The sequence below is a fragment of the Pseudomonas sp. SZ40 genome (genome assembly GCF_052958135.1).
In genome coordinates this window covers 1-26118 of the sequence record NZ_JBQWIF010000031.1, presented here as the reverse complement: position 1 = coordinate 26118, position 26118 = coordinate 1, and the positions used below count along the sequence as shown (strand labels likewise).

Annotated in this window: 27 protein-coding genes; 14 read left to right on the top strand and 13 right to left on the bottom strand. The window is 63.0% G+C overall.

The annotated features are described in order from the left end of the window. Positions 1 to 38 precede the first annotated feature (38 nt). From ACT9T4_RS20585 to pdxJ, 5 genes are read left to right on the top strand one after another with little or no spacing between them, the layout of a single operon-like run. Complete coding sequence (locus ACT9T4_RS20585; protein ID WP_042555038.1) at positions 39 to 416, top strand: DUF4845 domain-containing protein; 378 nt, start codon at positions 39 to 41, stop codon at positions 414 to 416. Next, positions 413 to 1102 carry a ribonuclease III gene (rnc, locus tag ACT9T4_RS20580; RefSeq protein ID WP_042555037.1) on the top strand — a complete coding sequence of 230 codons (690 nt, stop codon included), beginning with the start codon at positions 413 to 415 and terminating at the stop codon, positions 1100 to 1102. Before ACT9T4_RS20585 ends, rnc begins: the two co-directional genes overlap by 4 nt. Continuing rightward, positions 1095 to 1997: a GTPase Era gene (gene era / locus ACT9T4_RS20575; protein ID WP_042555036.1), complete on the top strand. Its 903-nt coding sequence runs from the start codon at positions 1095 to 1097 to the stop codon at positions 1995 to 1997. Before rnc ends, era begins: the two co-directional genes overlap by 8 nt. 49 nt (positions 1998 to 2046) lie before the next feature. Beyond that, a complete protein-coding gene (gene recO / locus ACT9T4_RS20570; protein ID WP_042555035.1) occupies positions 2047 to 2745 on the top strand; it encodes a DNA repair protein RecO in 699 nt (232 codons plus the stop codon). Further along, complete coding sequence (pdxJ, locus tag ACT9T4_RS20565; protein ID WP_042555034.1) at positions 2738 to 3481, top strand: pyridoxine 5'-phosphate synthase; 744 nt, start codon at positions 2738 to 2740, stop codon at positions 3479 to 3481. The genes recO and pdxJ overlap by 8 nt, the downstream gene beginning before the upstream one ends. Positions 3482 to 3488: 7 nt before the next feature. Here pdxJ and ACT9T4_RS20560 read toward each other — a convergent pair whose 3' ends face one another. Continuing rightward, complete coding sequence (locus ACT9T4_RS20560; protein WP_499118715.1) at positions 3489 to 4391, bottom strand: LysR substrate-binding domain-containing protein; 903 nt, start codon at positions 4389 to 4391, stop codon at positions 3489 to 3491. A gap of 127 nt (positions 4392 to 4518) precedes the next feature. On the opposite strand from ACT9T4_RS20560, the gene ACT9T4_RS20555 reads away from it, so the two are divergent. Next, positions 4519 to 4794, top strand: a complete 276-nt coding sequence (locus ACT9T4_RS20555; RefSeq protein WP_052493827.1) for a hypothetical protein — start codon at positions 4519 to 4521, stop codon at positions 4792 to 4794. Positions 4795 to 4802: 8 nt separating this feature from the next. On the opposite strand, the gene cmoB is transcribed toward ACT9T4_RS20555, so the two are convergent. From cmoB to ACT9T4_RS20530, 5 genes are all read right to left on the bottom strand, one after another. Further along, on the bottom strand, positions 4803 to 5771 hold the full coding sequence (gene cmoB / locus ACT9T4_RS20550; protein WP_042555032.1) for a tRNA 5-methoxyuridine(34)/uridine 5-oxyacetic acid(34) synthase CmoB: 969 nt from the start codon (positions 5769 to 5771) through the stop codon (positions 4803 to 4805). Further along, a complete protein-coding gene (gene cmoA, locus ACT9T4_RS20545; RefSeq protein WP_179537590.1) occupies positions 5768 to 6544 on the bottom strand; it encodes a carboxy-S-adenosyl-L-methionine synthase CmoA in 777 nt (258 codons plus the stop codon). The genes cmoB and cmoA overlap by 4 nt, the downstream gene beginning before the upstream one ends. Before the next feature lie 150 nt (positions 6545 to 6694). Then, positions 6695 to 7087 carry a protease inhibitor I42 family protein gene (locus tag ACT9T4_RS20540; protein ID WP_499118713.1) on the bottom strand — a complete coding sequence of 131 codons (393 nt, stop codon included), beginning with the start codon at positions 7085 to 7087 and terminating at the stop codon, positions 6695 to 6697. 82 nt (positions 7088 to 7169) lie between these two features. Then, positions 7170 to 7499 (bottom strand): DHCW motif cupin fold protein, encoded by a 330-nt coding sequence (locus tag ACT9T4_RS20535; RefSeq protein ID WP_042555030.1) that lies wholly within the window; start codon positions 7497 to 7499, stop codon positions 7170 to 7172. Positions 7500 to 7551: 52 nt separating this feature from the next. Then, positions 7552 to 8337, bottom strand: coding sequence for a helix-turn-helix transcriptional regulator (locus ACT9T4_RS20530; protein ID WP_499118711.1), 786 nt, complete (start codon positions 8335 to 8337; stop codon positions 7552 to 7554). 164 nt (positions 8338 to 8501) lie between these two features. On the opposite strand from ACT9T4_RS20530, the gene ACT9T4_RS20525 reads away from it, so the two are divergent. Continuing rightward, positions 8502 to 9320: a carbon-nitrogen hydrolase family protein gene (locus ACT9T4_RS20525; RefSeq protein WP_499118709.1), complete on the top strand. Its 819-nt coding sequence runs from the start codon at positions 8502 to 8504 to the stop codon at positions 9318 to 9320. Positions 9321 to 9427: 107 nt separating this feature from the next. Next, positions 9428 to 10750 carry an APC family permease gene (locus ACT9T4_RS20520; RefSeq protein ID WP_499118707.1) on the top strand — a complete coding sequence of 441 codons (1323 nt, stop codon included), beginning with the start codon at positions 9428 to 9430 and terminating at the stop codon, positions 10748 to 10750. Between the two features lie 4 nt (positions 10751 to 10754). Here the strand turns inward: ACT9T4_RS20520 and metR are convergent, their stop codons facing one another. Beyond that, positions 10755 to 11675: a transcriptional regulator MetR gene (gene metR, locus ACT9T4_RS20515; RefSeq protein WP_499118706.1), complete on the bottom strand. Its 921-nt coding sequence runs from the start codon at positions 11673 to 11675 to the stop codon at positions 10755 to 10757. A gap of 210 nt (positions 11676 to 11885) precedes the next feature. Between metR and ACT9T4_RS20510 the strand changes: the two genes are divergently transcribed. Beyond that, positions 11886 to 12875 carry an alpha/beta fold hydrolase gene (locus ACT9T4_RS20510; RefSeq protein WP_499118705.1) on the top strand — a complete coding sequence of 330 codons (990 nt, stop codon included), beginning with the start codon at positions 11886 to 11888 and terminating at the stop codon, positions 12873 to 12875. Here the strand turns inward: ACT9T4_RS20510 and glpD are convergent. The 4 genes from glpD to ACT9T4_RS20490 form a co-directional block, all read right to left on the bottom strand. Continuing rightward, entirely contained in the window at positions 12799 to 14400 is a 1602-nt protein-coding gene (gene glpD, locus ACT9T4_RS20505; protein ID WP_179537595.1) for a glycerol-3-phosphate dehydrogenase, read from the bottom strand. The genes ACT9T4_RS20510 and glpD overlap by 77 nt on opposite strands. A 282-nt stretch (positions 14401 to 14682) precedes the next feature. After that, on the bottom strand, positions 14683 to 15438 hold the full coding sequence (locus tag ACT9T4_RS20500; protein ID WP_042555023.1) for a DeoR/GlpR family transcriptional regulator: 756 nt from the start codon (positions 15436 to 15438) through the stop codon (positions 14683 to 14685). 95 nt (positions 15439 to 15533) lie between these two features. Further along, positions 15534 to 17036, bottom strand: a complete 1503-nt coding sequence (gene glpK, locus ACT9T4_RS20495) for a glycerol kinase GlpK (protein ID WP_042555022.1) — start codon at positions 17034 to 17036, stop codon at positions 15534 to 15536. A 76-nt stretch (positions 17037 to 17112) separates the two neighbouring features. Next, positions 17113 to 17958, bottom strand: coding sequence for an MIP/aquaporin family protein (locus tag ACT9T4_RS20490; RefSeq protein WP_179537596.1), 846 nt, complete (start codon positions 17956 to 17958; stop codon positions 17113 to 17115). A gap of 367 nt (positions 17959 to 18325) precedes the next feature. Between ACT9T4_RS20490 and ybaK the strand changes: the two genes are divergently transcribed. The 3 genes from ybaK (at position 18326) to ACT9T4_RS20475 (ending at position 20624) form a co-directional block, all read left to right on the top strand. Further along, the gene (ybaK, locus tag ACT9T4_RS20485) at positions 18326 to 18793 is read left to right on the top strand and encodes a Cys-tRNA(Pro) deacylase (protein WP_499118702.1); all 468 of its coding nucleotides are present in this window, start codon (positions 18326 to 18328) and stop codon (positions 18791 to 18793) included. A 169-nt stretch (positions 18794 to 18962) separates the two neighbouring features. Continuing rightward, entirely contained in the window at positions 18963 to 19739 is a 777-nt protein-coding gene (locus ACT9T4_RS20480) for a substrate-binding periplasmic protein (RefSeq protein ID WP_042555019.1), read from the top strand. Between the two features lie 99 nt (positions 19740 to 19838). Beyond that, complete coding sequence (locus ACT9T4_RS20475) at positions 19839 to 20624, top strand: PhzF family phenazine biosynthesis protein (protein ID WP_499118700.1); 786 nt, start codon at positions 19839 to 19841, stop codon at positions 20622 to 20624. On the opposite strand, the gene ACT9T4_RS20470 is transcribed toward ACT9T4_RS20475, so the two are convergent. After that, entirely contained in the window at positions 20621 to 21697 is a 1077-nt protein-coding gene (locus ACT9T4_RS20470) for an ABC transporter ATP-binding protein (RefSeq protein WP_179537599.1), read from the bottom strand. The two genes, ACT9T4_RS20475 and ACT9T4_RS20470, sit on opposite strands and share 4 nt — an antisense overlap. After that, entirely contained in the window at positions 21694 to 22614 is a 921-nt protein-coding gene (gene argF, locus ACT9T4_RS20465) for an ornithine carbamoyltransferase (RefSeq protein WP_042555016.1), read from the bottom strand. The genes ACT9T4_RS20470 and argF overlap by 4 nt, the downstream gene beginning before the upstream one ends. A gap of 290 nt (positions 22615 to 22904) precedes the next feature. Here argF and ACT9T4_RS20460 point away from each other — a divergent pair, with 290 nt between their 5' ends. Next, on the top strand, positions 22905 to 25013 hold the full coding sequence (locus tag ACT9T4_RS20460; protein WP_499118698.1) for a molybdopterin-dependent oxidoreductase: 2109 nt from the start codon (positions 22905 to 22907) through the stop codon (positions 25011 to 25013). Positions 25014 to 25115: 102 nt separating this feature from the next. After that, on the top strand, positions 25116 to 25442 hold the full coding sequence (gene grxD / locus ACT9T4_RS20455; RefSeq protein ID WP_042555014.1) for a Grx4 family monothiol glutaredoxin: 327 nt from the start codon (positions 25116 to 25118) through the stop codon (positions 25440 to 25442). The last annotated feature ends 676 nt before the right edge of the window (positions 25443 to 26118 follow it).

Below are 26118 nucleotides of genomic sequence, written 5' to 3'. Positions count from 1 at the left end.
CGCGCATGACTGGAACTATCTGGATATTGGGGAAGAACATGAAATTCGCACGCTCGCAGCAAGGTCTGTCGATTGTGAGTTGGCTGGTTGTGCTCGCTGTGGTGGCGTTTCTCGCCAGCACTGCGTTCAAGGTGGTTCCGCACTACCTCGACTACATGTCGATGGAAAAGATCATCACCTCGGTGGAAACCGACAAGTTGCAGGACGTCAGAACCGTGGGTGATTTCTATGCCCACGTCAGCCGCGGCATGACGGTCAACAGTATTCGTGACCTGAACCCGCAGGACGTCCTCAAGGTGACAATCGTCAACAATGAGTTTCTCGCCCACCTGAAGTATGAAAAACGCGAATCGCTGATCGAGAACATCGATCTGGTGGTTAATTTCGATAAAGAATTCCGTGTGCGAATGCCGTGAGTGTTTCGTTGACCCGCCTCGAGCGCCAGCTCGGGCATAGCTTCAAGGACCAGGATCTGATGATCCTGGCGCTGACCCACCGTAGTTTCGCCGGTCGCAATAACGAGCGTCTGGAGTTCCTCGGTGATGCAATCCTCAATTTCGTTGCCGGTGAAGCGCTCTACGAGCGTTTCCCCCAGGCCCGTGAAGGGCAGCTTTCGCGGCTGCGTGCGCGTCTGGTGAAGGGCGAGACCCTGGCCATACTGGCCCGTGGTTTCGACCTGGGCGAATACCTGCGTCTGGGCTCCGGTGAGCTGAAGAGTGGTGGCTTCCGCCGCGACTCCATCCTCGCCGACGCGCTCGAGGCCCTGATCGGTGCCATTTATCTGGATGCCGGCATGGACGTTGCCCGCGAGCGCGTACTGGCCTGGTTGACCAACGAACTGGATGGCCTGACCCTGGTCGACACCAACAAGGACCCCAAGACGCGTCTGCAGGAATTCCTGCAGTCACGTGCCTGCGAGCTGCCGCGTTACGAGGTGGTCGACATTCAGGGCGAGCCCCATTGCCGGACATTCGTAGTCGAATGTCAGGTCAATCTACTCAATGACAAGACCCTGGGCCAAGGTGCCAGCCGCCGTATTGCCGAACAGGTAGCGGCGACGGCAGCGCTGATCGCTCTGGGTGTGGAGAACGGCAATGACTGATTCGCCTGTAACACGCTGTGGCTACGTCGCCATCGTCGGCCGGCCCAACGTGGGCAAGTCGACCTTGCTCAATCACATCCTCGGTCAGAAGCTGGCGATTACCTCGCGCAAGCCGCAGACCACTCGCCACAATATGCTCGGCATCAAGACCGAGGGTGACGTGCAGGCCATCTACGTCGACACGCCCGGCCTGCACAAGAACAACGAGAAAGCGCTCAACCGCTACATGAACAAGAACGCCTCGTCGGCCCTCAAGGACGTCGACGTGGTGATCTTCGTGGTCGACCGCACGCGCTGGACCGATGAAGACCAGATGGTGCTCGAGCGTATCCAGTACGTCGAGGGCCCGGTGATCCTGGCGGTCAACAAGACCGACCGCCTGGATGACAAGGCCGATCTGATGCCGCACCTGAAGTGGCTGGCCGAGCAGTTGCCGAATGCCGAAATCGTGCCGGTATCCGCGCAGCAGGGGCACAACCTGGATTCCCTGGAAAAGCTCGTCGGTGATCGTCTGCCAGAAGGCGTGCACTTCTTCCCGGAAGACCAGATCACCGATCGCTCCGGGCGCTTCTTCGCTGCCGAGCTGGTACGCGAGAAGATCATGCGTCAGCTGGGCGCCGAGCTGCCTTACCAGATCACCGTGGAAATCGAAGAGTTCAAGCGCGAGGGACGGATCATGCACATCCATGCGCTGATTCTGGTCGAGCGTGACGGGCAGAAGAAAATCATCATTGGCGAGAAGGGCGAGCGCATCAAGCGCATCGGCCAGGAAGCACGCAAGGACATGGAGTCGATGTTCGACACCAAGGTCATGCTCAATCTCTGGGTCAAGGTCAAAAGCGGCTGGTCCGACGACGAGCGTGCGCTGCGTTCCCTGGGCTACGACAATATCTGACCCGGCATCCCGCCGCCTCGCGGCTGGCACCGACAGCGAGTGATTCAGCATGCTTGCGCTCAGCCAGCCCGCCTATGTCCTGCACAGCCGTGCGTACCGTGAAAGCAGTGCGCTGGTCGACTTCCTCACGCCCCAGGGGCGTTTGCGTGCCGTATTGCGCGGTGCGCGGGGCAAGGCCGGCAGTCTGGCCAGGCCGTTCATACCTCTGGAACTGGAAACCCGTGGCCGCGGTGAGCTGAAGAACGTCGGCCGCCTGGAGGCGGCGGGTATTCCCAATCTGCTCTCGGGCGATGCGCTGTTCAGCGGCCTGTATCTGAACGAACTGCTGATCCGCGTGCTGCCGGCCGAGGACCCCCATCCGATCATTTTCGAGCAGTACGCCCTGACCGTTCTGGCACTGGCCCAGGGGCGCGCGCTGGAGCCGCTGTTGCGCGCCTTCGAATGGCGCCTGCTGGACGAACTCGGCTATGGTTTCGCCCTCGACAGCGATATACAGGGCGATCCCGTGGTCGCCACCGGGCTGTATCGACTGCAATCCGACAGTGGTCTGCTGCCAATCGGCCATTGGCAGCCTGGCGCCTTCCTCGGCAGCGAGCTGCTGGCCATGGCCGAGGCGGACTGGACCGCACCGGGTGCGTTGGCAGCTGCCAAGCGCCTGATGCGCCAGGCGCTGGCCCCTCATCTGGGCGGTCGACCTCTGGTCAGCCGCGAATTGTTCATGACGCTCAAGGAGCCGACCCGTGACTGAAGCCAATCGTGTTTTGCTGGGCGTGAATATCGACCACGTCGCTACGCTGCGCCAGGCGCGCGGTACGCGCTATCCCGACCCCGTCAAGGCGGCGCTGGACGCCGAGGAGGCCGGTGCCGATGGCATCACCGTGCACTTGCGCGAGGATCGTCGGCACATTCAGGAGCGCGATGTGCGCCTGCTCAAGGACGTGTTGCAGACACGCATGAACTTCGAGATGGGCGTGACCGACTTCATGCTCGATTTCGCTGAAGAAATCCGCCCCGAGCACGTCTGTCTGGTGCCGGAAACCCGGCAGGAACTGACGACCGAAGGTGGTCTGGACGTGGCCGGCCAGGAGGCGCGAATCGCCGCGGCGGTGCAGCGCCTGGCTGCCGCTGGTAGTGAAGTTTCGCTGTTCATCGACGCCGATCCGCGGCAGATCGAGGCGAGCAAGCGCGTCGGCGCTCCGGCCATCGAGCTGCACACCGGGCGCTATGCCGATGCGCATGATCCGCAGCAGGCCGCTGCCGAGCTGCAGCGTATTCGTGAGGGTGTTGCGCTGGGCGTTTCGCTGGGGCTGGTCGTCAATGCCGGTCATGGTCTGCACTACCACAATGTCGAGCCGGTGGCGGCGATCCCAGGGATCAACGAACTGAACATCGGCCATGCTCTGGTCAGCCATGCCCTGTTCGTTGGCTTCAAGGATGCGGTGCGGGAAATGAAACAACTGATCGAGAGTGCCGCAGCACGCTAGTGGCGCGTTAGCGGCCTGCTCCGTAGGCCACTGCCACCTGTGCCGCCAGTGCTTCGGCAGCCGCGCCACGGTTGCTGCCGCGCAGCAGTTTGATGTGATAGTCGCCCAACGGTGGTAGCCCATGCTCCTGTTGAGAGAGGCGGCGCAGCGGGGGTTTGACCAGGCTGGCCGGGAAGGCTGCGATGGCCAGGTCGGCAAGCAGCGCCGCTTCCTGGCCAGCGCACTGCTCGCTGGAGTAGGCGATGCGGTAGCTGCGCCCCAGCCTGTCGAGGCCGTCCATGGCGGCACGTCGCCAGGCGCAGCCGCGGCTGGCGACGGCCAGGGGTAGAGGGTTGCGCTTGACCGCCAGCCCGCCATCACGGCCTGCCCACACCAGCGATTCGCTGCAGATGATCTCCCCTCGGGAGTCGTCGGCATCGCCGTTGCCGGTGTTCAGCAAGGTAAGGTCCAGCTCTCCGGCATCCAGACGCTCGATCAGCTCGCAGCTGCGACCTACCGATACATCGACCTGAACTGCGGGGTGGCTGAGGGCGAACTGCGATAGCAGGTCGGGGAGGGCGCCTACGCCGATGTCGAATGGCGTGCCGAAGCGCACGGTGCCCGCCAGGTTCGGAACCAGAAAGTGCGATACCGCCTCCTCGTTGAGCTTGAGCAGACGCCGCGCATAGCCGAGCAGAATCTCGCCATCCGCGGTGAGCCGCACGCGGCGGCTTTCGCGGAGAAACAGCGTGCGCCCGAGGGTTTCCTCCAGGCGCTTGATCTGCTGACTGACAGCCGCCGTGGTACGGAATACCTGGGCGGCGGTGCGGGTAAAGCTGCCGCTTTCGGCGATGCCGACGAACGTCTTCAGCACGTCGCTTTCCAGTAGTGGCAGGGCGGCGGGCAGGTCGGTGAGCAGCGTGCTGTTCATAAGGTCGTTAATATTTTCTTAATCGGTCATTAGGTATTACTCGTTTGTCTTAACGTTAGGCGCAACTCAATCTGTCAGCAAGCGGTCACCGATATCCGGTGACCTCAGGCTGTCGAGGAGAGTTGTCATGACGTCGAACGAGCGGCATGTCGCCAATACCCAGCGCACCCCCCAGGCAAGGTCGTCGGGCCTTGTCGCCAATGAGCTGATCCAGTGGCTGGGCGACTGGTATTTCGCCTGGTGCTGGAGGCGCAAGATGCGCCGCCTGCTGAGGCTCGAAAGCGTCGGGCAGGTGCGCTTGGGGAGTGCCCAGGAGCGAGTCAGCGCAGGGGCGCAAATGCCCCTCGCGACGATCGCCGCGCGGCAGGCCGAATGGCGCCGCAAGGGTGATGTGGCTGGCTGACGCTGCTGTCAGGGTTTGCGCGCGACCAGCACGGCGCGGCGCGGGGCCGGTAGACCTTCGATGGTGCGGCGATGGTCCAGCGGGTCGAGGAACTCGGGCAGCGACTGGTAGCGCATCCACTCGGTGCTGCGCTGTTCCTCGATCGAGGTGACGCTGACGTCCACGCAACGCACGTCGACGAAGCCGGCGCGGCGCAGCCACAGTTCCAGCGCCGGTACCGAGGGCAGGAACCATACGTTGCGCATCTGCGCGTAACGGTCTTCGGGAACCAGCACCTGATAAGCATCGCCTTCCACCACCAGCGTCTCCAGTACCAGTTCGCCGCCCTTGAGCAGGCAATCCTTGAGTTCCAGCAGGTGATCGATGGGCGAGCGCCGGTGGTACAGCACGCCCATGGAGAACACGGTGTCGAAGCCCTGCAGCTTTGCTGGCAGTTCTTCGATGCCCAGGGGCAGATGCCAGGCTGGCATCTCTGGCAGGTAATTTTTCATGGCCAGGAACTGGCAGAGAAACAGCCAGTTGGGGTCGATGCCGACCACGCTCCGGGCGCCATCGCCGAGCATCCGCCACATGTAGTAGCCATTGCCGCAGCCGACGTCGAGTACGCGTTTGCCGGTCAGGTCCAGATGCGGGGATACCCGCTGCCACTTCCAGTCGGAACGCCATTCGGTATCCACGTGCACGCCGAACAGGTGAAAGGGGCCCTTGCGCCAGGGGATCAGGCCACGCAGGGCAGTATCCAGGGCTACACGAGTGGTCTCGTCGCGCGCACCGTCGAGCCTGAAATCCCCGCTCAGGTCGATTTGCCCGATGTCCAGTGCCGGCAGCGCTTCGACAGCGGCGTACCAACGCTGCAGGTCACCATGACCGATGGCCAGTTTGGCGTCGATCTGCCCCGGCAGGTCGGCGCTCCATTCCTGCAAGGGAGTGCCGGCGAGTTGTGCCTGCAGGGCATCGAGATCCATACGGCGCATCATGGCAAGGCCACCATGGAGGCGAAGTTCAGGCACTGGAACCAGGGCACCACCTTGCTGAAACCGGCTGCCAATAGCCGCTCGCGGTGTTGCTCGAGGCTGTCAGGCAGCATGACGTTTTCGATGGCGCTGCGCTTCTGGGCGATTTCCAGTTCGCTGTAACCATTGGCGCGTTTGAACGCGATATGCAGGTCGGTGAGCAGCGCATGTTGCTGGTCGTCTTCGAAGCGCAGCTTTTCCGACAGGATCAGTGCGCCGCCAGGCAGCAACGCCTGGCGGATACGGGCCAGTAGCGGCTGGCGCTGAGCCGGCTCGATGAACTGCAAGGTGAAGTTCAGCGCGACCAGTGAGGTCGCCTGGAAGTCCATGGCGAGAATATCGGCCTCCATGACCTCGACCGGCAGAAGCTCCTGAAACATCGAATCCTGAGCGTGCAGGTACTCGCGGCAGCGTTCGACCATGGCGCTGGAGTTGTCCACGGCGACCACCCGGCAGTCTTCCAGCTGAACGTGACGGCGCAGCGCCTGGGTCACGGCGCCCAGCGAGCTGCCCAGGTCGTAGAGCACGCTGTGCGGCTGGGCGAACTGACCGGCCAGCACGCCGATGTTCTCGACGATGGTCGGGTAACCGGGCACCGAGCGCTTGATCATGTCCGGGAACACACGGGCCACGTCTTCGTTGAAGACGAAGTCCGGCACCTGGTCCAGTGGCTGGGCGAAAAGTTGGTCGGGCTGTCTGGTCACGGTCGGTCTGCGCGGCGCTGGAAAGCCGCGCATTTTAGCCAAGTCCGGCGATTAGCCAAACCTTGTCGGCGGCATTCGTCGGATCTCTGCCGTAGGCGCGCGCTCGCGGGTGATCGACTACAGCACTGCGACGGCCATTTTCGTAGCCTGGGCATCGCGCTGCGCTCCCCAGGCTGCGGCTTCCTAGCGAACGCTAACCCGGCAGTCGAAGGTGTCGGCCGGTTCGGCGCTGGCATCCCAGGGCTGCACGTAGGTCAGCAGCAGTTGTGCTTCACCGCTTTCGGTCGCCTGGAAGCGCCAGGTGGAGTGACCGTCGCCGCCAACCAGGTCGGAGTTCTCAGCAGCACTGTAGACTTCCGGGCCGAGGCTCTTGAGGACGCTGGCAGCATTCTCGCGGATCACCCAGCGATACCCGGTGGTGGGGTTGCTCGGCAGCGTGAGGATCATCTGCTGGCCGGCGTGCAGGTCGAGCGGGCACTGCCTCTGTTCCTGCACGGTAACGCTTCTGGACTGGCTCGCGCAGGCACTCAGCAAGGCGACTGCCGCAACGAGCGGCAGGCTGTGGGCAAAGGTCATCGGGGGCTCCGGTGGCTGGGAAACGCTCTTCAGCATAGCCGCTGCCGCGCGGCCTGTAACCCGTGCTGGCGAGCGAACAGGGTCAGTCGACGATGAACAGCCGCGCGCCGCTGCTCGTCGAGCTACGGTGCGCTTCCGCCTGATCAGCGACCTGATAGCTCATGCCAGCGGTCATCACGAAGCGGCGGCCATCCTCCAGTTCGGTGTGCAGCTCGCCCTCAAGGCACAGCAGGATATGGCCCTTGCTGCACCAGTGATCGGCCAGGTAACCGGGCGAATAGTCGACCATACGCACCCGCAACGTGCCGAACTGGCGAGTTCGCCAGTGGGCCACGCCGGTTTCTCCGGGATGCTCGGTGGCGTCCACCTGGCTCCAGTCGGTAATGCCAAAAGGGATGTCGGCGATGTTCATGAGCGTTTCCTGGCGTGTACTGAATCGTGGCGCGGTTGTGGAGGCGATGACGTCAGTCCTGCTGGGCCTGGAGGAACAGGGCGAACAGCTCGGATTGCGACTTTATCCCCAGTTTGGCGTAGATGTGCTTGCGGTGCACCTTGACCGTTTCCGTCGAAATCGACAGCTTGCGGGCGATCTCCTTGCCCGAGCAGCCACTGAGCATCAGCCGGGCGACATCCAGCTCCCGCGCCGTCAGGGTGTTTTCCATCCAGTGCCCGGCGCTGCCCTGAGGTCGCGGGCGAGCCGGGCCGGGCGTGCTGTTGCCCAGCAAGTCCTGATCGAAGGCCAGGCGCTGGCGCATCAGGCCGCTTACCCAGGGTTGCACCAGGCCAAGCAGGGCGAGGTTCTCGGGGCTGAAACGGTGGCGCGCACCCAGCGACAGGCACAAGGTTCGGCCATCCTGCAGCGGAACGTTGAACTGCACTTCGTCGACCACCACGTTGAGGCGGAAATAGCGTTGGTAGTAGTCGGTTCGCTCGAAGCGTTCCGGTGCCACGTCAGCCAGGTGCAGCAGGCCGCCCACGGCGCGTTCGCGGCTGTCGATGTAGAACGGGTCGAGCTGGTAGAGGCCCTTGAGGTAATCCAGGAACAGCGTATCGGGGCCACCATCCAGCCCGGGGCACTCGGCGAGAACCTGGGGGCGTGCGTCGCTGAAGATCAGCACCACCCAGCTGTCGAACGCGACGTACTGCTCCAGCACGCGCACCAGCGCCGTCCAGAAGGCGGGGCGATCCAGCCCCTCGATGAGCTTGCCAACCGACTGGTGCCAGGCGATGTGCTGCAACGAAAGTCCCACTTCCTACCCCCAATGGGTTAACCCGCCCGCGTGATTACCGGCGCCGATCCTTGCCGCCATACTCGGGGTACGGCATTGGCAGTTCACCGACCTGCCAGGCAAGGAAATACCGGGCCGATTCTGACGCTTTTTATCGGCCCGGGACAAAACAACAGGATATCGAGATGAAGATCGAACTCGTACAAATGCGCGGCCGTGATGGCGACACCGCCTACAACCTGAGTCGCGCTCTACAGGCTATCGATGACAGCGCCGAGGGTACCGATCTGCTGGTTTTCTCGGAAACTCATCTGATGGGCTTTCCGACAGCGCTGAACATCGCCGAACTGGCCGAGCCAGTCGATGGCCCGACGATTCAGGCCGTGCAGCAGGCGGTTCGCGAGCGCAATGTCTCGGTGGCCATCGGCATGGCGGAGAACGATGCGGGGGTGTTCTACAACACCACGTTGCTGATCACCCCGGCGGGGATCGCCATGCGCTACCGCAAGACCCACCTGTGGTCCTCCGACCGCGGCATCTTCACGCCGGGTGACCGCTACGTGACGGTGCCCTGGCAGGGAATCCGGGTCGGCATTCTGATCTGTTTCGACATCGAGTTTCCGGAAAGCGCCCGGGCGCTGGCGCAGCTCGGTGCCGACCTGATCATCGTCACCAACGGCAACATGGATCCCTACGGTCCCACCCACCGCACGGCGATCATGGCGCGCGCCATGGAAAACCAGGCATTCGCGGTGATGGTCAATCGTGTAGGCAGCGGCGATGGCGATCTGGTCTTCGCTGGCGGCAGCAGTGTGGTCGATCCGTTCGGTCAGTTGCTGTGCGAGGCGGGTCGCGAAGAGTGCCGGCAGATCGTCGAGCTCGACTTCGATCAGCGGCAGGCTGCCTGCAGCGATTACCGCTACCTCGAGGAGCGGCGTCTGATCCTGCCCGGTGAGCGAATCGACTACCCGGACGGGCGCCGAGAACTGCTGATTCCACGTTAAGACGGAGGCCAACCTCCGCGTTGCCGCCGGGCCCAGCGCCCGGTGAGCGCTGCTGTGTTCGCCGACTTCGGCTCTGCCATAAAAATCATAATCTCGGAGTAGCAGTAATGGCCAATCTCAAACGTACCCTGTCACTGGGTTCGGTGGTGCTGTTCGGCATCGCCTACATGACCCCGATCATCGTGCTCGGTACCTTCGGCATTCTTGCCGACGTGACCAGTGGGCAAGTGCCCGCCGCCTACCTGGCCGCGACACTGGCCATGCTGTTCACCGCGCTGAGCTACGCGAAAATGGCCGCGGCCTTTCCCGTGGCCGGCTCCGCCTACACCTACGTGCGCAAGTCGATCAACGCCAAGCTGGGCTTTCTCGCCGGCTGGGCGGTGCTGCTCGATTATCTGTTTCTGCCCATGGCCATCTGGCTGATCGGCGCAGCCTACCTGGGGTCGGCGTTTCCCGAGGTGCCGCAGGCCATCTGGGTGCTGGGCTTCATCGTGGTGACGTCACTGATCAATGTGGTGGGCCTGCAACTGGCCAAGACGGTCAACGGCCTTCTGATGGCGGTGCAGCTTCTGGTGCTGGTGGCCTTCGTTGCCCTGTGCGTGCATTACGTGGCGGGGGACGGCAGCAAACCGCTGTGGAGCCTGAAGCCGTTCTTCGACGGCAGTTTCAGCCTGCCGCTGGTGATGGGCGGCGCTGCCATCGCCTGTTATTCGTTTCTCGGCTTCGATGCGGTCAGCACGCTGACCGAGGAAACCCGCGATCCGCAGAAGACCATTCCCAGAGCGATTCTGCTGATTACCCTGTTCGGCGGGCTGATCTTCATCGTCACCTCCTACTTCGTGCAGCTCGCTCACCCTGGCGCCGTGTTCACCAGTACCGATTCCGCCGCCTATGAAATCGCCCGCAACATCGGCGGCGATCTGTTCGTGTCGATATTCCTGATCGGCCTGATCGTCGGCCAATTCACCTCGGGCCTGTCGGCTCAGGCCAGTGCCTCGCGTCTGCTGTTCGCCATGGGCCGTGACGGCGTGCTGCCCAAGCGCCTGTTCGGTACCCTGAGCAAACGCTTCGGAACGCCGCTGGGAAGCATCCTGCTGTGCGCGGTGGTGGCCTTGCTGGCGCTGAAACTGGACGTGACCACCTCGACCTCGTTCATCAACTTCGGTGCTTTCCTGGCGTTCTCGCTGGTCAACCTGTCGGTCATCTTTCACTACTGGATCGGCGGCGCCCGGCGCGGTGCCAGGGCGCTGCTGCAGTACCTGCTGTTTCCACTGCTCGGCATGTTCGCCACGCTGTGGCTGATGATCAGCCTGGATCACCTGGCGATCACCCTTGGCCTGTGCTGGCTGGCACTGGGCGTCGCCTACCTGGCCTGGCTGACCGCAGGCTTTCGCCGCCAGCCGCCGGAGATGCAGTTCGACGCTGCCTGAGTCATCACTGCCGGGCGACGCTCACCCCTTCGAGGTTGGCGAAGGAGGTGTCCTTGGCGGTGAGCAGGAAGTCACGCATGAAGGGGGCATCGAGCATGTCCGTGCGGATGCCCGCGTAAAGCGTGGCGAACAGTCCCTTGTCGCCCAGGCGCTTGGCGGTCACGTAGCCACGCGAGCTGTACTCGTGCAGCGCCCAGTTGGGCAGGCCGCAGACGCCACGGCCGCTGGCCACCAGTTGCATCATCATCACCGTCAGTTCCGAGGTGCGCACCAGGGCGGGCTCGATATCGGCGGGCTCGAGAAAGCGGGTGAAGATATCCAGTCGATCCCGTTCCACCGGGTAGGTGATCAGGGTTTCCTTGATCAGGTCTTCGGGGCGGATGAAAGGCCGGTTGGCCAGTGCGTGCTGGTTGGCCACCGCCAGCATCGCCTCATAGGTGAACAGCGGCACGTAGGTGATGCCTGACAGCTCCAGCGGGTCGGAGGTCACCACCAGGTCGAGGTCGCCGCGGGCCAGGGCGGGCAGTGGCGCGAAGGAGAACCCCGAAGCCAGATCCAGCTCCACTTCGGGCCATGCATCGCGAAACTGATCGATGGTCGGCATCAGCCACTGGAAGCAGCTGTGGCATTCGATTGCCATGTGCAGACGACCCGCAGTGCCGCCGGCAAGCCGAGCCAGATCGCGTTCGGCACTGCGCAGCAGGGGCAGCACGTTATCGCACAGTTGCAGCAGGCGCAGGCCGGCGCTGGTGAACCGCACCGGTTTGGTCTTGCGCACGAAAAGCTGCATGCCCAGGCGCTCCTCCAGCTCCTTGAACTGGTGCGACAGTGCGGACTGCGTCAGGTGCAGGCGTTCGGCGGCCTCGACCAGGCTGTCGGTCTCGCGCAGCGCGTGGAGGGTTTTCAAATGGCGGATTTCGAGCATGGCAGGCCTGCGAGATATTCAACTGATCGCTTGGGAAGATGAGCGACTTTCATGAAGGCAGTGTCCCTCAGGGCTGGCTCGCTGTCGAGTCATTCATCGATCACCCCGCCTGGCGGATTTCATCAAACTGTCACCATTGTGTGGCAGCGCGCTTTTGCCAATCACTGCGACACTTCTCGGCTATCCGGTTTCTCGCTTATGGAATGAATGATGCGCGTCGTGGTTTTTCTGGCTGCCTTGCTATGCAGCCTGTCGTCCCTGGCGACTGAAGCATGCAAGGTCGGTTCGGACATCGAGCGCGTATCGCTGGGCGAGGTGAGCCTGGCTTACCAGAGCATCGGGCGCAGTGGCGACCCGGCGCTGCTGTTGGTCATGGGCCTGGGTGGGCAACTGATCCACTGGCCGGATGACGTGGTCGAGCAGTTGTGCGAACAAGGCTTTCGGGTCATTCGCTTCGACAACCGCGATGTGGGCCTGAGCCGCTGGAACGCCGAGGTACCAACCGCCAACCTTGCCTATGAAGTGTTGCGCTATCGCCTCGGGCTCTCCGTCGGCGCGCCTTACGGACTGCGTGACATGGCTGGCGATGCGCTGGGCCTGATGGATGCGTTGGGCATTCGTGAGTTTCATCTGCTCGGCGCGAGCATGGGCGGCATGATCGCTCAGCATGTGGCCGATATGGCGCCGCAGCGGGTGCGTAGCCTGACCCTGGTGATGACCAGCTCCGGCGCCCAGGGATTGCCGGCGCCCAGCCCGGCACTGTTGCGGTTGTTGTCGCGACGCGATGCACCCAGTCGCGAGGCGGCGCTGGAACAGCAGGCCGATCTGCTGGCCGCGCTAGGCAGCCCGACAGTCGTGGATGATCGCGCGATGTTGTTGCACCAGGCCGAGGTCGCCTACGACCGTGCCTTCAATCCCGCCGGGGTGGAGCGGCAGTTGCTGGCGATTCTCGCCGAAAGCAGCCGAGTCGATCTGCTCAATCGGCTGCAGGTGCCGACTCTGGTGGTGCACGGCACCGCCGATCCACTGCTGCCGGTCATGCACGGTGTGCACGTGGCGGCGCATGTGCGCGGTAGCGAGCTGCGGCTGATCCCCGGGCTCGCTCACCGCTTTCAGGAGCGGTTCAAGGCGCCGTTGCTGGCGGCCGTACTGCCGCATCTGCAAGCTCACCGCCAAGATGTGCAACTGGTGCAGATGTAGCCACTGCCGCGGTATGCACTTCAGGGGTGATGTAGCGCTGCAGCCTGTTGCGCTGCGTCGCGGACAGGAACAGGCCGAGCTTGCTGCGACGCCAGAGAACGTCGTCCACTTCCGTGGCCCACTCGTGCTGGCGCAGGTAATCCACCTCGCGGGCATACAGGCCATGGCCGAAATCTTCGCCCATCTGCTCCAGGCTCTCGACCTTGTCGAGCAACTGCCAGGTGCGGCTGCCATAGCTGGCGGCCCAGCGGCGGGCCAAGGCGGTATCCAGCCAGCCATGACGTGCACAGAGTGCGTCGACCAGGCTTTGCCGGCTCTGCATCTGCTCGCCACCGGGCAGCGGTGCCTCGGCGGTCCAGCGGGCACCCAGATTGGGGAAGAAGGGCGCCAGTTGCGCCAGTGCCGACTCCGCCAGCTTGCGGTAGGTGGTCAGCTTGCCGCCGAACACCGACAGCAGCGGCGGTTCGTCCCCCTGGGCCGACAACGACAGCGTGTAGTCGCGGGTGATGGCCGAAGGTTCGTCCGACTCGTCATCGCAGAGCGGGCGTACGCCAGCGTAGCTGTGCAGGATGTCTGCACGGCTGACCGACTTGCGGAAATGGGCGTTGACCACCTGCAGCAGGTAATCGGTTTCCTCGTCGCTGATGCTGACCGTGGCAGGATCGCCGGTGTATTCACGGTCGGTGGTGCCGATCAGGGTGAAGCGGTCGAGGTAGGGAATGGCGAACACGATACGGCGATCTTCGTTCTGCAGGATGTAGGCCTGCTCACCGTCGAACAGCTTTGGCACGATGATGTGGCTGCCCTGGATCAGTCGAATGCCGTAGGGCGATTGCTGCTTAAGGTCGTCACGAATGAAGCGCGCTACCCACGGACCGGCCGCGTTGACCAGCGCCTTGGCACGAATCGAGAACAGGCTGCCATCGGCGCGCTCCAGGTGGATATGCCACAACCCCTTGCTGCGTCGTGCGCTGACGCAGCGCGTGTGCGTGTGTACATGGGCGCCATGTTCCCGTGCCGCCATGGCGTTGAGCACCACCAGCCTGGCGTCGTCCACCCAGCAATCGGAATATTCGAAACCCTTGCTGATCTCCGCCTTGAGCGGGCTGCCTGCGCCGAAACTCACGCCACGGGAGCGCGGCAGGGCCTTGCGCTTGCCGAGGTTGTCGTACAGAAACAGCCCGGCACGGATCAGCCAGGCAGGGCGCAGGTGCGGGCGGTGGGGCAGGATGAAGCGCATCGGGCTGACGATGTGCGGCGCCTTGGCCAGCAGCACTTCGCGTTCGGCCAGCGCTTCACGCACCAGACGGAATTCATGGTGCTCGAGGTAGCGCAGCCCTCCATGGATCAGCTTGCTGCTCGCCGAGGACGTATGCCGGGCGAGGTCGTCTTTCTCGCAAAGGAACACGGACAGGCCACGACCGGCCGCATCACAGGCGATGCCAGTACCGTTGATGCCACCGCCGACAACGGCGATATCGTAGATCTCGGACAGCGGGCTGGTGGACAAGCTGGATGTTGGCATCGTCAGGCCTCGTGTTGCTTTGGTATTTGAATTCGAACATCTGTGTTCGCTTTCGAAAATATTAGCGCATGAATAGACACGTATCCAGTGAGATTCGATTGAAAAAACTCATCGTCATACCCTGGAATGAAAATACGTGAACATTTCTACAGATAGCCGTAGCGGCGGAAGGTTCGCTCTACCTTGCTATGAAAGGCTGAAAAGGCGGGGGCACGCGGGCGATGGAAGGTAGGCATTCCATCGCCCGGGTGTGGAGGAGGGAGGCGCGATATCGAATGCGGGTCAGACCACTTCGAGGCGGATCTTGTGCTGGTCGAGCAGTTGAACGAGGGCCGGCACCGGTTGCTGGTCGGTCACCAGGCAGTCGATCAGGCTGATGGGTCCGAGGCGGATCATGGCGTTGCGCCCGAACTTGCTCGAGTCGGCAGCGAGGATCACCTTGCGGGCATTGGCGATGATCGCCTGGGAGACCCGTACTTCCTGATAGTCGAAGTCCAGCAGGCTGCCGTCTTCATCGATGCCGCTGATGCCTACCAGGGCGAAGTCGACCTTGAACTGGTTGATGAAGTCGACACTCGCCTGGCCCACCAAACCACCATCACGACGCACGTTGCCGCCGGTGAGCAGCACGTCGAAATCATCCTTGGCGCTGAGCATCGAGGCCACGTTGAGGTTGTTGGTGATGATCTTCAGGTGATTGTGATTGAGCAGGGCGCGAGCAATGGATTCGGTGGTGGTACCGATGTTGATGAACAGCGAGGCGTGATCGGGAATCTGCGCAGCGACGGCTTCGCCGATGCGTTGTTTCTCATGGCGCATCTGGTCGGCGCGCATGGCGTAAGCGGTGTTCTCGACACTGGAGTCGTAGGCGGCGCCGCCGTGGTAGCGACGCAGCAGGTTGGCATCGGCCAATTGGTTGATGTCGCGGCGGATGGTTTGTGGCGTGACGACGAACAGGGTGGCCAGCTCCTCGATGCTGACATAGCCGCGTTCGCGGATCAGATCGAGGATTTGCTGCTGACGGGGAGGCAGATTCATGGGGGATCCTTCGGGCTGCCGTGCAGAATTAACCCATGATGCCGCACGAATCTGCTCTCTGCCAGTTGCAGCCGGGCGCGACCCCGGCTTAGCGCTTATTTGGCTTCTTCATGGGGCTGCCAGTCGCGGGTGCGGTCGACGGCTTTCTTCCAGCCTGCATAGAGCGCTTCCTTCTCGGCCTCGGCCAGCTGTGGCTCGAACTCTCGCTCGATCACCGCCTTGCCACGCAGTTCGTCCAGGCTGCTCCAGAAGCCGGATGCCAGGCCCGCCAGGTAGGCAGCGCCCAGGGCCGTGGTCTCGCGCATTTCCGGGCGCTCCACCTGGGTGCCGAGGATGTCGGCCTGGAACTGCATGAGGAAGTTGTTGGCCACCGCGCCGCCGTCTACTCGCAGGGACTTCAGGCGTTCCCCGGAATCCTGCTGCATGGCGTCGAGCACATCGCGCGTCTGGTAGGCGATGGACTCCAGAGCGGCGCGGATGATGTGGTCGACCCGCACGCCACGGGTGAGGCCGAACAGTGCGCCGCGCGCATAGGGATCCCAGTAAGGAGCGCCCAGGCCGGTGAACGCCGGCACCAGGTACACGCCATTGCTGTCCTTGACCTTGTTGGCGAAGTACTCGGTGTCATAGGCGTCATTGACGACCTTGAGCTCGTCGCGCAGCCACTGGATGGTGGAGCCGCCGTTGAAGATCGCGCCTTCGAGGGCATACGTCACTTCGCCGCGAGGGCCGCAGGCAATGGTGGTGAGCATGCCGTGCTGGGATTTGACCGCCTTGTCGCCGGTGTTCATCAGCAGGAAGCAGCCCGTGCCGTAGGTGTTCTTGGCCTGCCCGGGTTCGACGCACATCTGGCCGAACAGCGCCGCCTGCTGATCGCCCGCGATACCGGCGATGGCGATGCCGCTCTTGGTGTGGCCGTAGATTTCCGAAGAGGACTTCACTTGCGGGAGCATTTCCCGTGGGATATCCAGCACCTCGAGCATCTTCGCATCCCACTCTAGGGTGTGGATGTTGAAGAGCATGGTGCGTGCGGCGTTGGTGTAGTCGGTGATGTGGACCTTGCCGCCGGTGAATTTCCAGATCAGCCAGCTATCGATGGTACCGAACAGCAGCTCGCCGTTGCGGGCGCGTTCGCGGCTGCCCTCGACATGGTCGAGAATCCACTTCAGTTTGGTGCCGGAGAAGTAGGGGTCGGTGACCAGGCCGGTGGTCTGCTGGATGTACTCTTCCAGGCCATCGCGCTTGAGCTGTTGGCAGATCTCGGTACTGCGACGGCATTGCCAGACCACGGCATTGTGGATAGGGCGGCCGGTATTCTTGTCCCAGACGACCGTGGTCTCACGCTGGTTGGTGATGCCGATCGCCGCTACCTGATCGTGATGAAGGCCTGCCTGGGCCAGCGCCTCGACCATCACCGCACTCTGCGTGGCGAAAATTTCCATGGGGTCGTGCTCGACCCAGCCGCTTTGCGGGTAGTGCTGGGTGAACTCGCGCTGGGCGATGCACACCACATTGGCGTCGCGGTCGAAAATGATCGCGCGGGAGCTGGTCGTACCCTGATCGAGGGCAATGATGTAGTTCTTGTTGGTGTCAGTCATGTCGATTGCCTTGGACGGATGAACGGAGAGTGAAATGCCGCACGCTCGGGTCGAGCAGAGTCATGCGGCGTCGAATTCAGGAAGCTTTGACGTCGCGATTTGCCGACTGTTCTACTTGCGGCTCAATCGCACTGGGCAGGTGCCGAGCGATCATGCCGCGATAAACCGCTGCGCCGATGCAGGCGCCAAGAATCGGCGCGAAGATCGGGACCAGGAAGTACGGAATATCACGGCCGCCGGTCAGCGATATCTCGCCCCAGCCGGTCAGGAAGGTCATCAGCTTGGGGCCGAAGTCGCGAGCCGGGTTCATCGCGAACCCGGTCAGCGGGCCCATGGCACTGCCGATCACGGCGATCAGCAGGCCGATCAGCAGCGGGGCCATCGGACCACGCGGCAGGCCGTTGTTGTCATCGGTCAGGGACATGATCACGCCCATGAGGATGGCGGTGATCACCACTTCGACCATGAACGCCTGGCCGGTGGACAGCACGGGATTGGGGAAGGTGGAGAATACCGAAGCCAGTTCCAGGCTGGCCTGGGAGCCACGGACCATCTGGTTGGCCTGTTCGAATTCCAGGAACAGACCGCTGTAGAGGGTGTAGACCAGCAGGGCGCCACAGAAGGCACCGGCGATCTGGGCGAGGATGTAGAACGGCAGCTTGCCTTTCTCGAAGCCGGCGAACAGCCACAGCGCGATGCTCACGGCAGGGTTCAGGTGCGCACCGGAAACACCGGCGGTGAGGTAGATCGCCATGCTGACGCCTACGCCCCAGATGATGCTGATCTCCCAGAGCCCGAAGCTCGCGCCGGCGACTTTCAGGGCGGCGACGCAGCCGGTGCCGAAGAAAATGAGCAGTGCGGTGCCCAGGAACTCGGCCATGCATTGGCCCGAGAGCGATGGTTGTCGTAGAGCAGCTGTCATGATGAACCTCGATTTTTTGTTGTTGTATGACGCCGGTGCAAAGCAGCTTGGCGAGGCCTCCAGAGCGTCGCCGTTTGCAAGGTCGCCATGGCTGATGTGAGTGACGGTTGTTGCTACCGCAAATGTTCGTAATCGAAAAAAATATATACGGAGAACACGTATTGTCAAAAAGTGAACGTTAGAAGCGGCTCATTTTTTCGATATCAATCGTGTGCATAGTTCAATAGGTCAGCGCGGCGCGCGATAGGTTCCCTCACCAGAGAAGATTCGATATGGGCTTTTCAAGACTGAAGCAGAGCCTTTTGCCCAGCGGCAGCGCTAGAATCGCTGCAACCTGCATCGCTGCTACCTTTTGCCTGGAGCTGTCATGACCCCCGCACTGGATCTGCTGAAAAAGGTTCGCGCCGAACATCGAGTTCACAGTTATGAACACGATCCGAAGGCCGCGTCCTACGGTCTGGAGGCCGCGGAGAAGCTTGGTCTCGATCCCGCACAGGTGTTCAAGACGCTGCTGGCCAGCAGTGAAAAGGGCGAATTGCTGGTAGCCGTGGTGCCGGTGGTCGGCACCCTGGACCTGAAGGCCCTGGCCCAGGCCGCCGGGGTGAAGAAGGTCGACATGGCGGCAGTCGATGCCGCGCAGCGGGCAACCGGGTATCTGGTCGGGGGCATCAGCCCGCTGGGGCAGAAGAAGCGTCTGCGAACCTTCATCGACAGCAGTGCCCTGAACTTCCCCAGCATCCATGTCAGTGCCGGGCGCCGAGGCCTCGAGGTCGAGCTGAGTGCCGAGGTACTGGCGCAGCACACCCAGGCGCAGTTTGCCGCTATCGGTCGTTAGCCCGGCTCAGTGCCATCGGTCAGCGGCCATGCGTGGGCGAGCATTGCGCGTCCCTGTATGATCGGAGGCAGTTTGCATGATGCCGCTGATGTACGGGCTGGATGCAGGGCACGGGGAGCAGCGGCGGTAGGTCGCGCTGCGGAAACGGGAGCAGGAGGCTTGGCGGGTGATGAAAGGGTTTCGGTGGGTGGCGGGCAGTTTGTTGACGGCTGCGCTGCTGGGCAGTGCCTGCGTCAGGGCCGAAACCCTGGTCATGGAGGCGGACGTATGGTGTCCGGTGAACTGTGCCGAGGGCGCCGAGCGGCCTGGCATCTTCGTCGAGCTGGCCAGGGAGATCTTCGCCGAGGCGGGCATCGACGTGCAGTACCGCGTCACCAATTGGGCGCGTGCGGTGCAGGATGTGCGCAGTGGCCGCGTCAATGCGCTGGTCGGAGCCGGTCGTCGCGATGCCCCGGACTTCATCTTCGGCGATACCGCCCCGGGTATTTCCCGTAACTGTTTCTATGCCCGAGCCGACAGCACCTGGCGCTACAGTGGCCTGGCGTCCCTTGCGCAGATCCGCCTCGGGGTGATCAATGGCTACAGCTACGGTGAGGCGCTGGACGACTACATCCGCCGCAATCAGAGGAACCTGGACCGTCTGCAGCAGGCTGCAGGCGAGCAGGCGCTGGCGCTGAATATTCGCAAAGTCGAGCTGGGCCGGGTCGATGCCACGCTGGAAAACACCTGGGTGATGTCCCTGTATCTCGATCAGCACAAGAATGCCGACAATCTCATCGAGGTCGGTTGCCGGATGCCCGACGTACCTATCTATATCGCCTTTTCCCCGGTGCTGCCCTCCAGCACCCGCTACCGAGACATCTTCGATGACGGCGTACGCCGCTACCGCCAGGACGGCCGCCTGGATGCCCTGCTCAAACGTTACGGGATTCACTCGGAGCGTTGAGCGCTCACTGTTGCGGCGCTTTGGCGTCTCGCTGTATCGCAGCGCCCGGTAAGGACGCGGGCATGCTGACCTTTTTCATTCGCTCACAGGAAATAACCCATGCCCCTCGAGTTTCATCAGGTCGATGCGTTCAGCGATAAGCCTTTCGCTGGCAATCCTGCAGTGGTCTATCGCCTGGACGGGTGGCTCGACGACTCACTGATGCAGCAGATCGCTGCCGAGCACAACCTGGCTGAAACCGCGTTCGTGGTGAAGGAGGGCGCTGCCTGGCGTATCCGCTGGTTCACGCCGACCACCGAGGCGGCCCTGTGCGGCCACGCGACGCTGGCCAGCGCCCACGTGCTGTTCGAGTGCTACGACGAACCGGCCGAGCGCATCGAGTTCCTCTATGCCGGTGGCGAGCTGGCCGTGAGCCGGGAAAAGGATCGTCTGGTGCTCGATTTTTCCTGCCATCGGCCAGTACCGATCGCCGTACCCGAGGGCTTGGCCGAGATGCTTGGGCAGGTACCGCTCGCCGTGCTGGACGCTCCGCAACTGTTGGTGCTGCTCGACTCGGAAGCCGCGGTGCGCGCTTGCCGCCCGGATCTGCGCGCATTGGGCAACCTGCCCTGGGATGCCGTGATCATCAGCGCGGCCGGGGAAACGGTGGATTTCGTGTCACGCAACTTCGCACCGGCAGTGGGAATCGACGAGGATCCGGTGACCGGCTCTGCCCATTGCATCCTCATCCCTTACTGGGCACAGAAACTGGGCAAGCGTGAACTGACTGCCTATCAGGGCGGCGAGCGCGGTGGTTTTCTCTGGTGCTGTCTGGATGGGGAGCGGGTGAAGATCGCCGGCCATGCCCATCTGGTGAGCAGCGGCCGACTGCATTTCGACGGTTAGCCCAGCAAGGAAGGCGCCGCCACGCTACCTGCGGCGGCGAACGCCACCAGATGATCCGCCGCGATGCGAATCCCCACCTGCTCGCCGGGCTGGTGATCGGCATGGCTGGGGAACAGGGCTTCGAGCTGGCTACCGGTTGGCAACTGCAGGCGGTATAGCGTCGCCGCACCGAGGAAACTCTTGCCGACGACCAGTGCCTTGCGGGAGCTTGCCGGGTCATGGACGATATCGTCAGGGCGCAGCAGCACGTCCACGGCACTGCCGAGTGGCCATGCATAGGCACGATTGCCGCGGATGGTGCCCAGTTCGGTCTGTACCTCATCCGGCGCCAGCAACTGGCCGCGAATGAAGTAACCCTGACCGATGAAGCTGGCGACGAACGGGGTCTGCGGTTCGTGGTAGAGATTGAACGGCGTGTCCCACTGCTCCAGATGCCCAGCTTTGAACACCCCGACCTGATCACTGACGGCGAAGGCTTCTTCCTGATCGTGCGTCACCAGAATCGCGCTGGTACCGCGGGTCTTGAGGATGTCGCGCACTTCATGGCTGAGGCGCCGGCGCAACTCGCCATCGAGGTTCGAGAACGGCTCGTCGAGCAGCAGCAGTTGCGGGTTGGTGGCGAGTGCTCGAGCCAGTGCCACGCGCTGTTGCTGCCCCCCGGACAGCTCATGGGGGTGACGCTTGCCCAGATGATCGAGCTTCACCAGCTCCAGCAACTCACGGGTGATCTGCTCGCAGTCGGGCTGCTTGCGGATGCCGAAGGCAACGTTCTGCGCCACGCTCAGGTGCGGAAACAGGGCGTAGTCCTGAAACACCATGCCGATGCGACGCTTTTCCGGTGCGAGGGTGAAGCCTGGGCTGGAGATCACTTCGCCAGTCAGGCGGATTTCACCTTCGAGCACCGGTTCGAAACCGGCAATGGCCCGCAGGGTGGTGGTCTTGCCGCAGCCGGACGGGCCGAGCAGGCAGCCGATATCACCCGGGTTCAGGTGCAGGTTGAGATTCTGCACGATGCGCTGCTCACCGTAGCCGCAACCCAGGTTACGCAGGCTCAACAGCATGGGCTGGCTCATGCGTGGTGGTACGCCGGCTCGACCAGGAATTCGAGCAGTGCCTTCTGCGCGTGCAGGCGGTTTTCTGCCTGATCCCAGGCGGCCGAGCGGGGGTCGTCGAGCAGGTCCTCACTGATTTCCTCGCCACGGTGGGCGGGCAGGCAGTGCAGGAACAGCACGTTCTCGTCGGCAGCGTCGAGCAGGGCACGGTTCACCTGATAGGGCGCGAACAGCTTGTGGCGCTCGGCGATTTCCTCTTCCTGGCCCATGGAGGCCCAGACGTCGGTGCTCACCAGGTGAACGCCGGCCACGGCCTCACGCGGGTCGCGGAAGATCTTCACGCGCTCGCCGGCTTCGGCCAACAGTGCGGCGTCAGGCTCGTACCCTTGCGGGCAGGCGACGTGCAGGTTGAAGTCGAACTGGATGGCCGCTTCTATATAGGAGTTGCACATGTTGTTGCCGTCGCCGATCCAGGCTGCGGTCTTGCCGACGATGCTGCCGCGCTGCTCATGGAAGGTCTGCATGTCGGCCAGCAGCTGACACGGGTGCAGATCGTCCGACAGGCCGTTGATCACCGGTACCCGGGAGTTGGCGGCGAACTCGGTCAGGGTGCTGTGGGCGAAGGTTCGGATCATCACCGCATCGAGCATGCGCGACATGACGATGGCCGAGTCGCTGATCGGTTCGCCACGGCCCAGTTGGGTATCGCGGGGCGACAGGAAGATGGCCTGGCCGCCGAGCTGGATCATGCCGGCTTCGAAAGACAGGCGGGTACGGGTAGAGGCTTTCTCGAAGATCATGCCCAGTACGCGATTCTTCAGCGGTTCGAACAGCACGCCGCTGTTGCGCAAGCCTTTCAGCTCCATGCCGCGTCGGATCAGGCCCACCAGTTCATCCGGTGTGCAGTCCTTCAGCGAGAGAAAGTGTCTTGCGCTCATCGTTAACTACCTTTTGACAACAGGGCGCAGGTTCGTTTTTTCACGGAAAAACGGGAGAACCTGCGGCTGGGGGCCGCACAGTGCGACGAAACGGGGAAGCCGCCGATCTTATAAGTAAATGACGCCTACGCGCAAATCCGCCCAGATTGCCAAGTGTAACGCCCTGAAAGGCTGGCCAGAGCCGCCGGATGCATGGCCCTGATGGTCGGGGATTCACGACGAATAGGCAGCTGGTGTGCTGACCCCGAGGCGCCCATGATGATCGCCTGAACAAGAAGACGAGGCTGGCCATGACCACGACCCTCCACCACCGTGCGTGCCATTTGTGCGAGGCCATCTGCGGCCTGACCCTGGAAGTCGAGCGCGGCGCCGACGGTGAGCCGCAGATACGTTCCATCAAGGGGGATCGTGATGATCCGTTCAGCCGCGGCCATATTTGCCCCAAGGCCGTTGCGCTGCAGGACATACAGAACGATCCCGATCGCCTGCGCCAGCCGATGCGGCGTATCGGCGATCGCTGGGAGGCGATCGGCTGGGACGAAGCCTTCACCCTGGCGGCAGAGCGTCTGGCTGCGGTGCAGGCTGCATACGGGCAGAGTGCGGTAGCCGTCTATCAGGGCAACCCCAGCGTGCATAATTACGGGCTGATGACCCACAGCAATTACTTTCTCGGCCTGCTCAAGACCCGCAATCGTTATTCCGCCACGTCGGTGGACCAACTGCCGCATCACCTGACCAGCCACCTGATGTACGGCCATGGTTTTCTGATCCCCGTGCCGGATATCGACCACACCGATTTCATGCTGATCCTCGGCGGCAACCCGCTGGCCTCCAATGGCAGCATCATGACCGTCCCCGACGTGGAGAAGCGCCTGAAGGCGATCCAGGCGCGTGGCGGCCGACTGGTAGTGGTCGATCCGCGACGCAGCGAGACCGCTGCCATCGCCGATCAACATCTGTTCGTTCGCCCCGGGCAGGATGCCGCGTTGCTGCTGGCGATGCTCAGCACCCTGTTCGAGGAACGGCTGTGTCGAGCCAGTCACTTGCAGGTTGCCGGCCTCGATGACGTGGAGCGGACCGTGCTGCCCTTCACCGCCGAGTTGATGGCGGCGCGGTGTGGTATTCCGGCTTCGGCCATACGCCAGTTGGCACGGGATTTCGCGGCAGCGGATAGGGCGGTGTGCTATGGCCGCATGGGCGTATCCACCCAGGCATTCGGCACGCTGTGTCAGTGGCTGGTGCAGGTGATCAATCTGGTGACCGGCAACCTCGACCGGGTGGGTGGGGTGCTGTGCACCGAGCCGGCGGTCGATCTGGTCGGTGCGACGTCCGGCGGGCATTTCGATCGCTGGCAAAGCAGGGTTTCCGGTTTGCCCGAGTATGGCGGCGAGTTGCCGGTCAGTGCTCTGGCCGAGGAAATGCTCACTGCCGGGGACGGCCAGGTGCGCGCGCTGATTACCGTCGCAGGCAATCCGGTGTTGTCGACGCCCAATGGGCGGCAGCTGGAGCAGGGGCTCGAAGGCCTGGACTTCATGCTCAGCGTGGATCTTTACATCAACGAAACCACCCGCCATGCCGACCTGATCCTGCCATCCACCGCGCCGCTGGAGCACGACCATTACGACACCACCTTCAATCTGTTCGCGGTGCGCAACGTCACCCGTTTCAATGAGGCGGTGCTGCCGAAGCCGGAAGGCGCGCTGGACGACTGGGAGATTTTCGTCGGCCTGGCCAAGGCCTTCGCCGCGCAGACCGGCGTCGCGCTGAAACCCACGCAGACACCTCAGCAGATGATCGACCTGGGGCTGCGTTTCGGCGCCTATGGTGACCATTCGCCACTCAAGCTTTCGCTGCAGACCTTGCGGCAACACCCCCATGGCCTGGATATCGGCCCGCTTGGCCCGAACCTGGCAGCACGTCTGAAAACAACGGATGGCCGTGTCCAGGCCGCACCGGCGCTGTTGCTCGGGGATGTACAGCGTTTCGCCACGCAAGCGGCAGTCGATCCCGGGCAGTTGCTGCTGATCGGCCGCCGGCATGTGCGCAGCAACAACTCATGGATGCACAACTATCACCGGCTGGTGAAGGGCAAGCCGCGTCACCAGTTGTTGATGAGCGTCCAGGACATGCAGCAGCGCGGGCTCAGCGATGGCCAGCGTGTCAGCGTCAGCTCGCGGGTCGGCGTGGTCGAGGTCGAAGTGCTCGGCAGTGAAGAGATGATGCCGGGCGTGGTCAGCTTGCCGCATGGCTGGGGGCATGGGCGGCCCGGTGTGCAGATGAGCATCGCCAGCGCCACGCCGGGTGCCAGCGCCAATGACCTGACCGATGAACGTCAGCTTGATCGGCTGTCGGGCAACGCGGTACTCAATGGGGTTCCGGTGCAGGTGGCCGCGGCCTGAGAGCTACCTGGTTCGCGTATGCAGCATTGCGCTCGGCTTTTGGTTACAATGCGTGCACCGTATCGACCCGTGAGTCGGATAGTCCAGTTCTGAGGTGCCCCCATGGAAATCATCGAAACGATCAAAGAGCAGATCGCCAGCAACACCGTTCTGCTGTACATGAAAGGCGCTCCGAACGCGCCACAGTGCGGCTTCTCTGCCCGCGCTGCGCAGGCTCTGATGGGCTGCGGCGAAAAATTCGCCTATGTCGACATCCTGCAGAACCCGGAAATTCGCACCAATCTGCCGAAGTACGCCAACTGGCCGACCTTCCCGCAGCTGTGGGTCGGTGGTGAACTGGTCGGCGGCAGCGACATCATCAGCGAGATGTACGAAAAGGGTGAGCTGCAGACCCTGATCAAGGATGCCGTGCAGAAAGCCGGCGCCTGATCGTCTGACGATCCCGAAATCCGCAGCCAGCGATGGCTGCGGATTTTTTTTGCCTGCATGAAAGTCAGGCGGCAGGCCGTGGCTTAACCAGCGTTCGATTTGGTGGGCTAAAGCCCACCCTACCGCTCGCGCGCGCACATGGCGTCCTCACCGCAGGACTGGGGTAGGGTGGGCTTCAGCCCACCAACGGGATTGAGCTGCCCGCCTGCGGCCTGACGATAGCGGCGGATTTTTTGCCTGCACGAAGGTCGCGCGGCAGGCGGTGGCTTAACCAGGGTTCGATTTGGTGGGCTAAAGCCCACCCTACCGCTCGCGCGCGCACTTGGCGTCCTCACCGCAGGACTGGGGTAGGGTGGGCTTCAGCCCACCAGCCGGATCGCGCTGCCCGCCTGCGGCCTGACGATAGCGGCGGATTTTTTGCCTGCATGAAGGTCACGCGGCAGGCCGTGGCTTAACCAGCGTTCGATCTGGTGGGCTAAAGCCCACCCTACAGCTCGCGCGCGCACTTGGCGCCCTCGCCGCAGGACTGGGGTAGGGTGGGCTTCAGCCCACCAACGGGATCGAGCTGCCCGCCTGCGGCCTGACGATAGCGGCGGATATTTTGCCTGCACGAAGGTCGCGCGGCAGGCGGTGGCTTAACCAGGGTTCGATTTGGTGGGCTAAAGCCCACCCTACC

Excerpts from the sequence above, each read along its gene's own strand:
- ACT9T4_RS20585 (WP_042555038.1), top strand. The coding sequence starts at position 39 with ATGAAATTCGCACGCTCGCAGCAAGGTCTGTCGATTGTGAGTTGGCTG.
- era (WP_042555036.1), top strand. The coding sequence starts at position 1,095 with ATGACTGATTCGCCTGTAACACGCTGTGGCTACGTCGCCATCGTCGGC.
- recO (WP_042555035.1), top strand. The coding sequence starts at position 2,047 with ATGCTTGCGCTCAGCCAGCCCGCCTATGTCCTGCACAGCCGTGCGTAC.
- ACT9T4_RS20560 (WP_499118715.1), bottom strand. The coding sequence starts at position 4,391 with ATGAACAGCACGCTGCTCACCGACCTGCCCGCCGCCCTGCCACTACTG.
- ACT9T4_RS20555 (WP_052493827.1), top strand. The coding sequence starts at position 4,519 with ATGACGTCGAACGAGCGGCATGTCGCCAATACCCAGCGCACCCCCCAG.
- cmoB (WP_042555032.1), bottom strand. The coding sequence starts at position 5,771 with ATGATGCGCCGTATGGATCTCGATGCCCTGCAGGCACAACTCGCCGGC.
- cmoA (WP_179537590.1), bottom strand. The coding sequence starts at position 6,544 with ATGCGCGGCTTTCCAGCGCCGCGCAGACCGACCGTGACCAGACAGCCC.
- ACT9T4_RS20540 (WP_499118713.1), bottom strand. The coding sequence starts at position 7,087 with ATGACCTTTGCCCACAGCCTGCCGCTCGTTGCGGCAGTCGCCTTGCTG.
- ACT9T4_RS20535 (WP_042555030.1), bottom strand. The coding sequence starts at position 7,499 with ATGAACATCGCCGACATCCCTTTTGGCATTACCGACTGGAGCCAGGTG.
- ACT9T4_RS20525 (WP_499118709.1), top strand. The coding sequence starts at position 8,502 with ATGAAGATCGAACTCGTACAAATGCGCGGCCGTGATGGCGACACCGCC.
- ACT9T4_RS20520 (WP_499118707.1), top strand. The coding sequence starts at position 9,428 with ATGGCCAATCTCAAACGTACCCTGTCACTGGGTTCGGTGGTGCTGTTC.
- metR (WP_499118706.1), bottom strand. The coding sequence starts at position 11,675 with ATGCTCGAAATCCGCCATTTGAAAACCCTCCACGCGCTGCGCGAGACC.
- ACT9T4_RS20510 (WP_499118705.1), top strand. The coding sequence starts at position 11,886 with ATGCGCGTCGTGGTTTTTCTGGCTGCCTTGCTATGCAGCCTGTCGTCC.
- glpD (WP_179537595.1), bottom strand. The coding sequence starts at position 14,400 with ATGCCAACATCCAGCTTGTCCACCAGCCCGCTGTCCGAGATCTACGAT.
- ACT9T4_RS20500 (WP_042555023.1), bottom strand. The coding sequence starts at position 15,438 with ATGAATCTGCCTCCCCGTCAGCAGCAAATCCTCGATCTGATCCGCGAA.
- glpK (WP_042555022.1), bottom strand. The coding sequence starts at position 17,036 with ATGACTGACACCAACAAGAACTACATCATTGCCCTCGATCAGGGTACG.
- ACT9T4_RS20490 (WP_179537596.1), bottom strand. The coding sequence starts at position 17,958 with ATGACAGCTGCTCTACGACAACCATCGCTCTCGGGCCAATGCATGGCC.
- ybaK (WP_499118702.1), top strand. The coding sequence starts at position 18,326 with ATGACCCCCGCACTGGATCTGCTGAAAAAGGTTCGCGCCGAACATCGA.
- ACT9T4_RS20480 (WP_042555019.1), top strand. The coding sequence starts at position 18,963 with ATGAAAGGGTTTCGGTGGGTGGCGGGCAGTTTGTTGACGGCTGCGCTG.
- ACT9T4_RS20475 (WP_499118700.1), top strand. The coding sequence starts at position 19,839 with ATGCCCCTCGAGTTTCATCAGGTCGATGCGTTCAGCGATAAGCCTTTC.
- ACT9T4_RS20470 (WP_179537599.1), bottom strand. The coding sequence starts at position 21,697 with ATGAGCCAGCCCATGCTGTTGAGCCTGCGTAACCTGGGTTGCGGCTAC.
- argF (WP_042555016.1), bottom strand. The coding sequence starts at position 22,614 with ATGAGCGCAAGACACTTTCTCTCGCTGAAGGACTGCACACCGGATGAA.
- ACT9T4_RS20460 (WP_499118698.1), top strand. The coding sequence starts at position 22,905 with ATGACCACGACCCTCCACCACCGTGCGTGCCATTTGTGCGAGGCCATC.
- grxD (WP_042555014.1), top strand. The coding sequence starts at position 25,116 with ATGGAAATCATCGAAACGATCAAAGAGCAGATCGCCAGCAACACCGTT.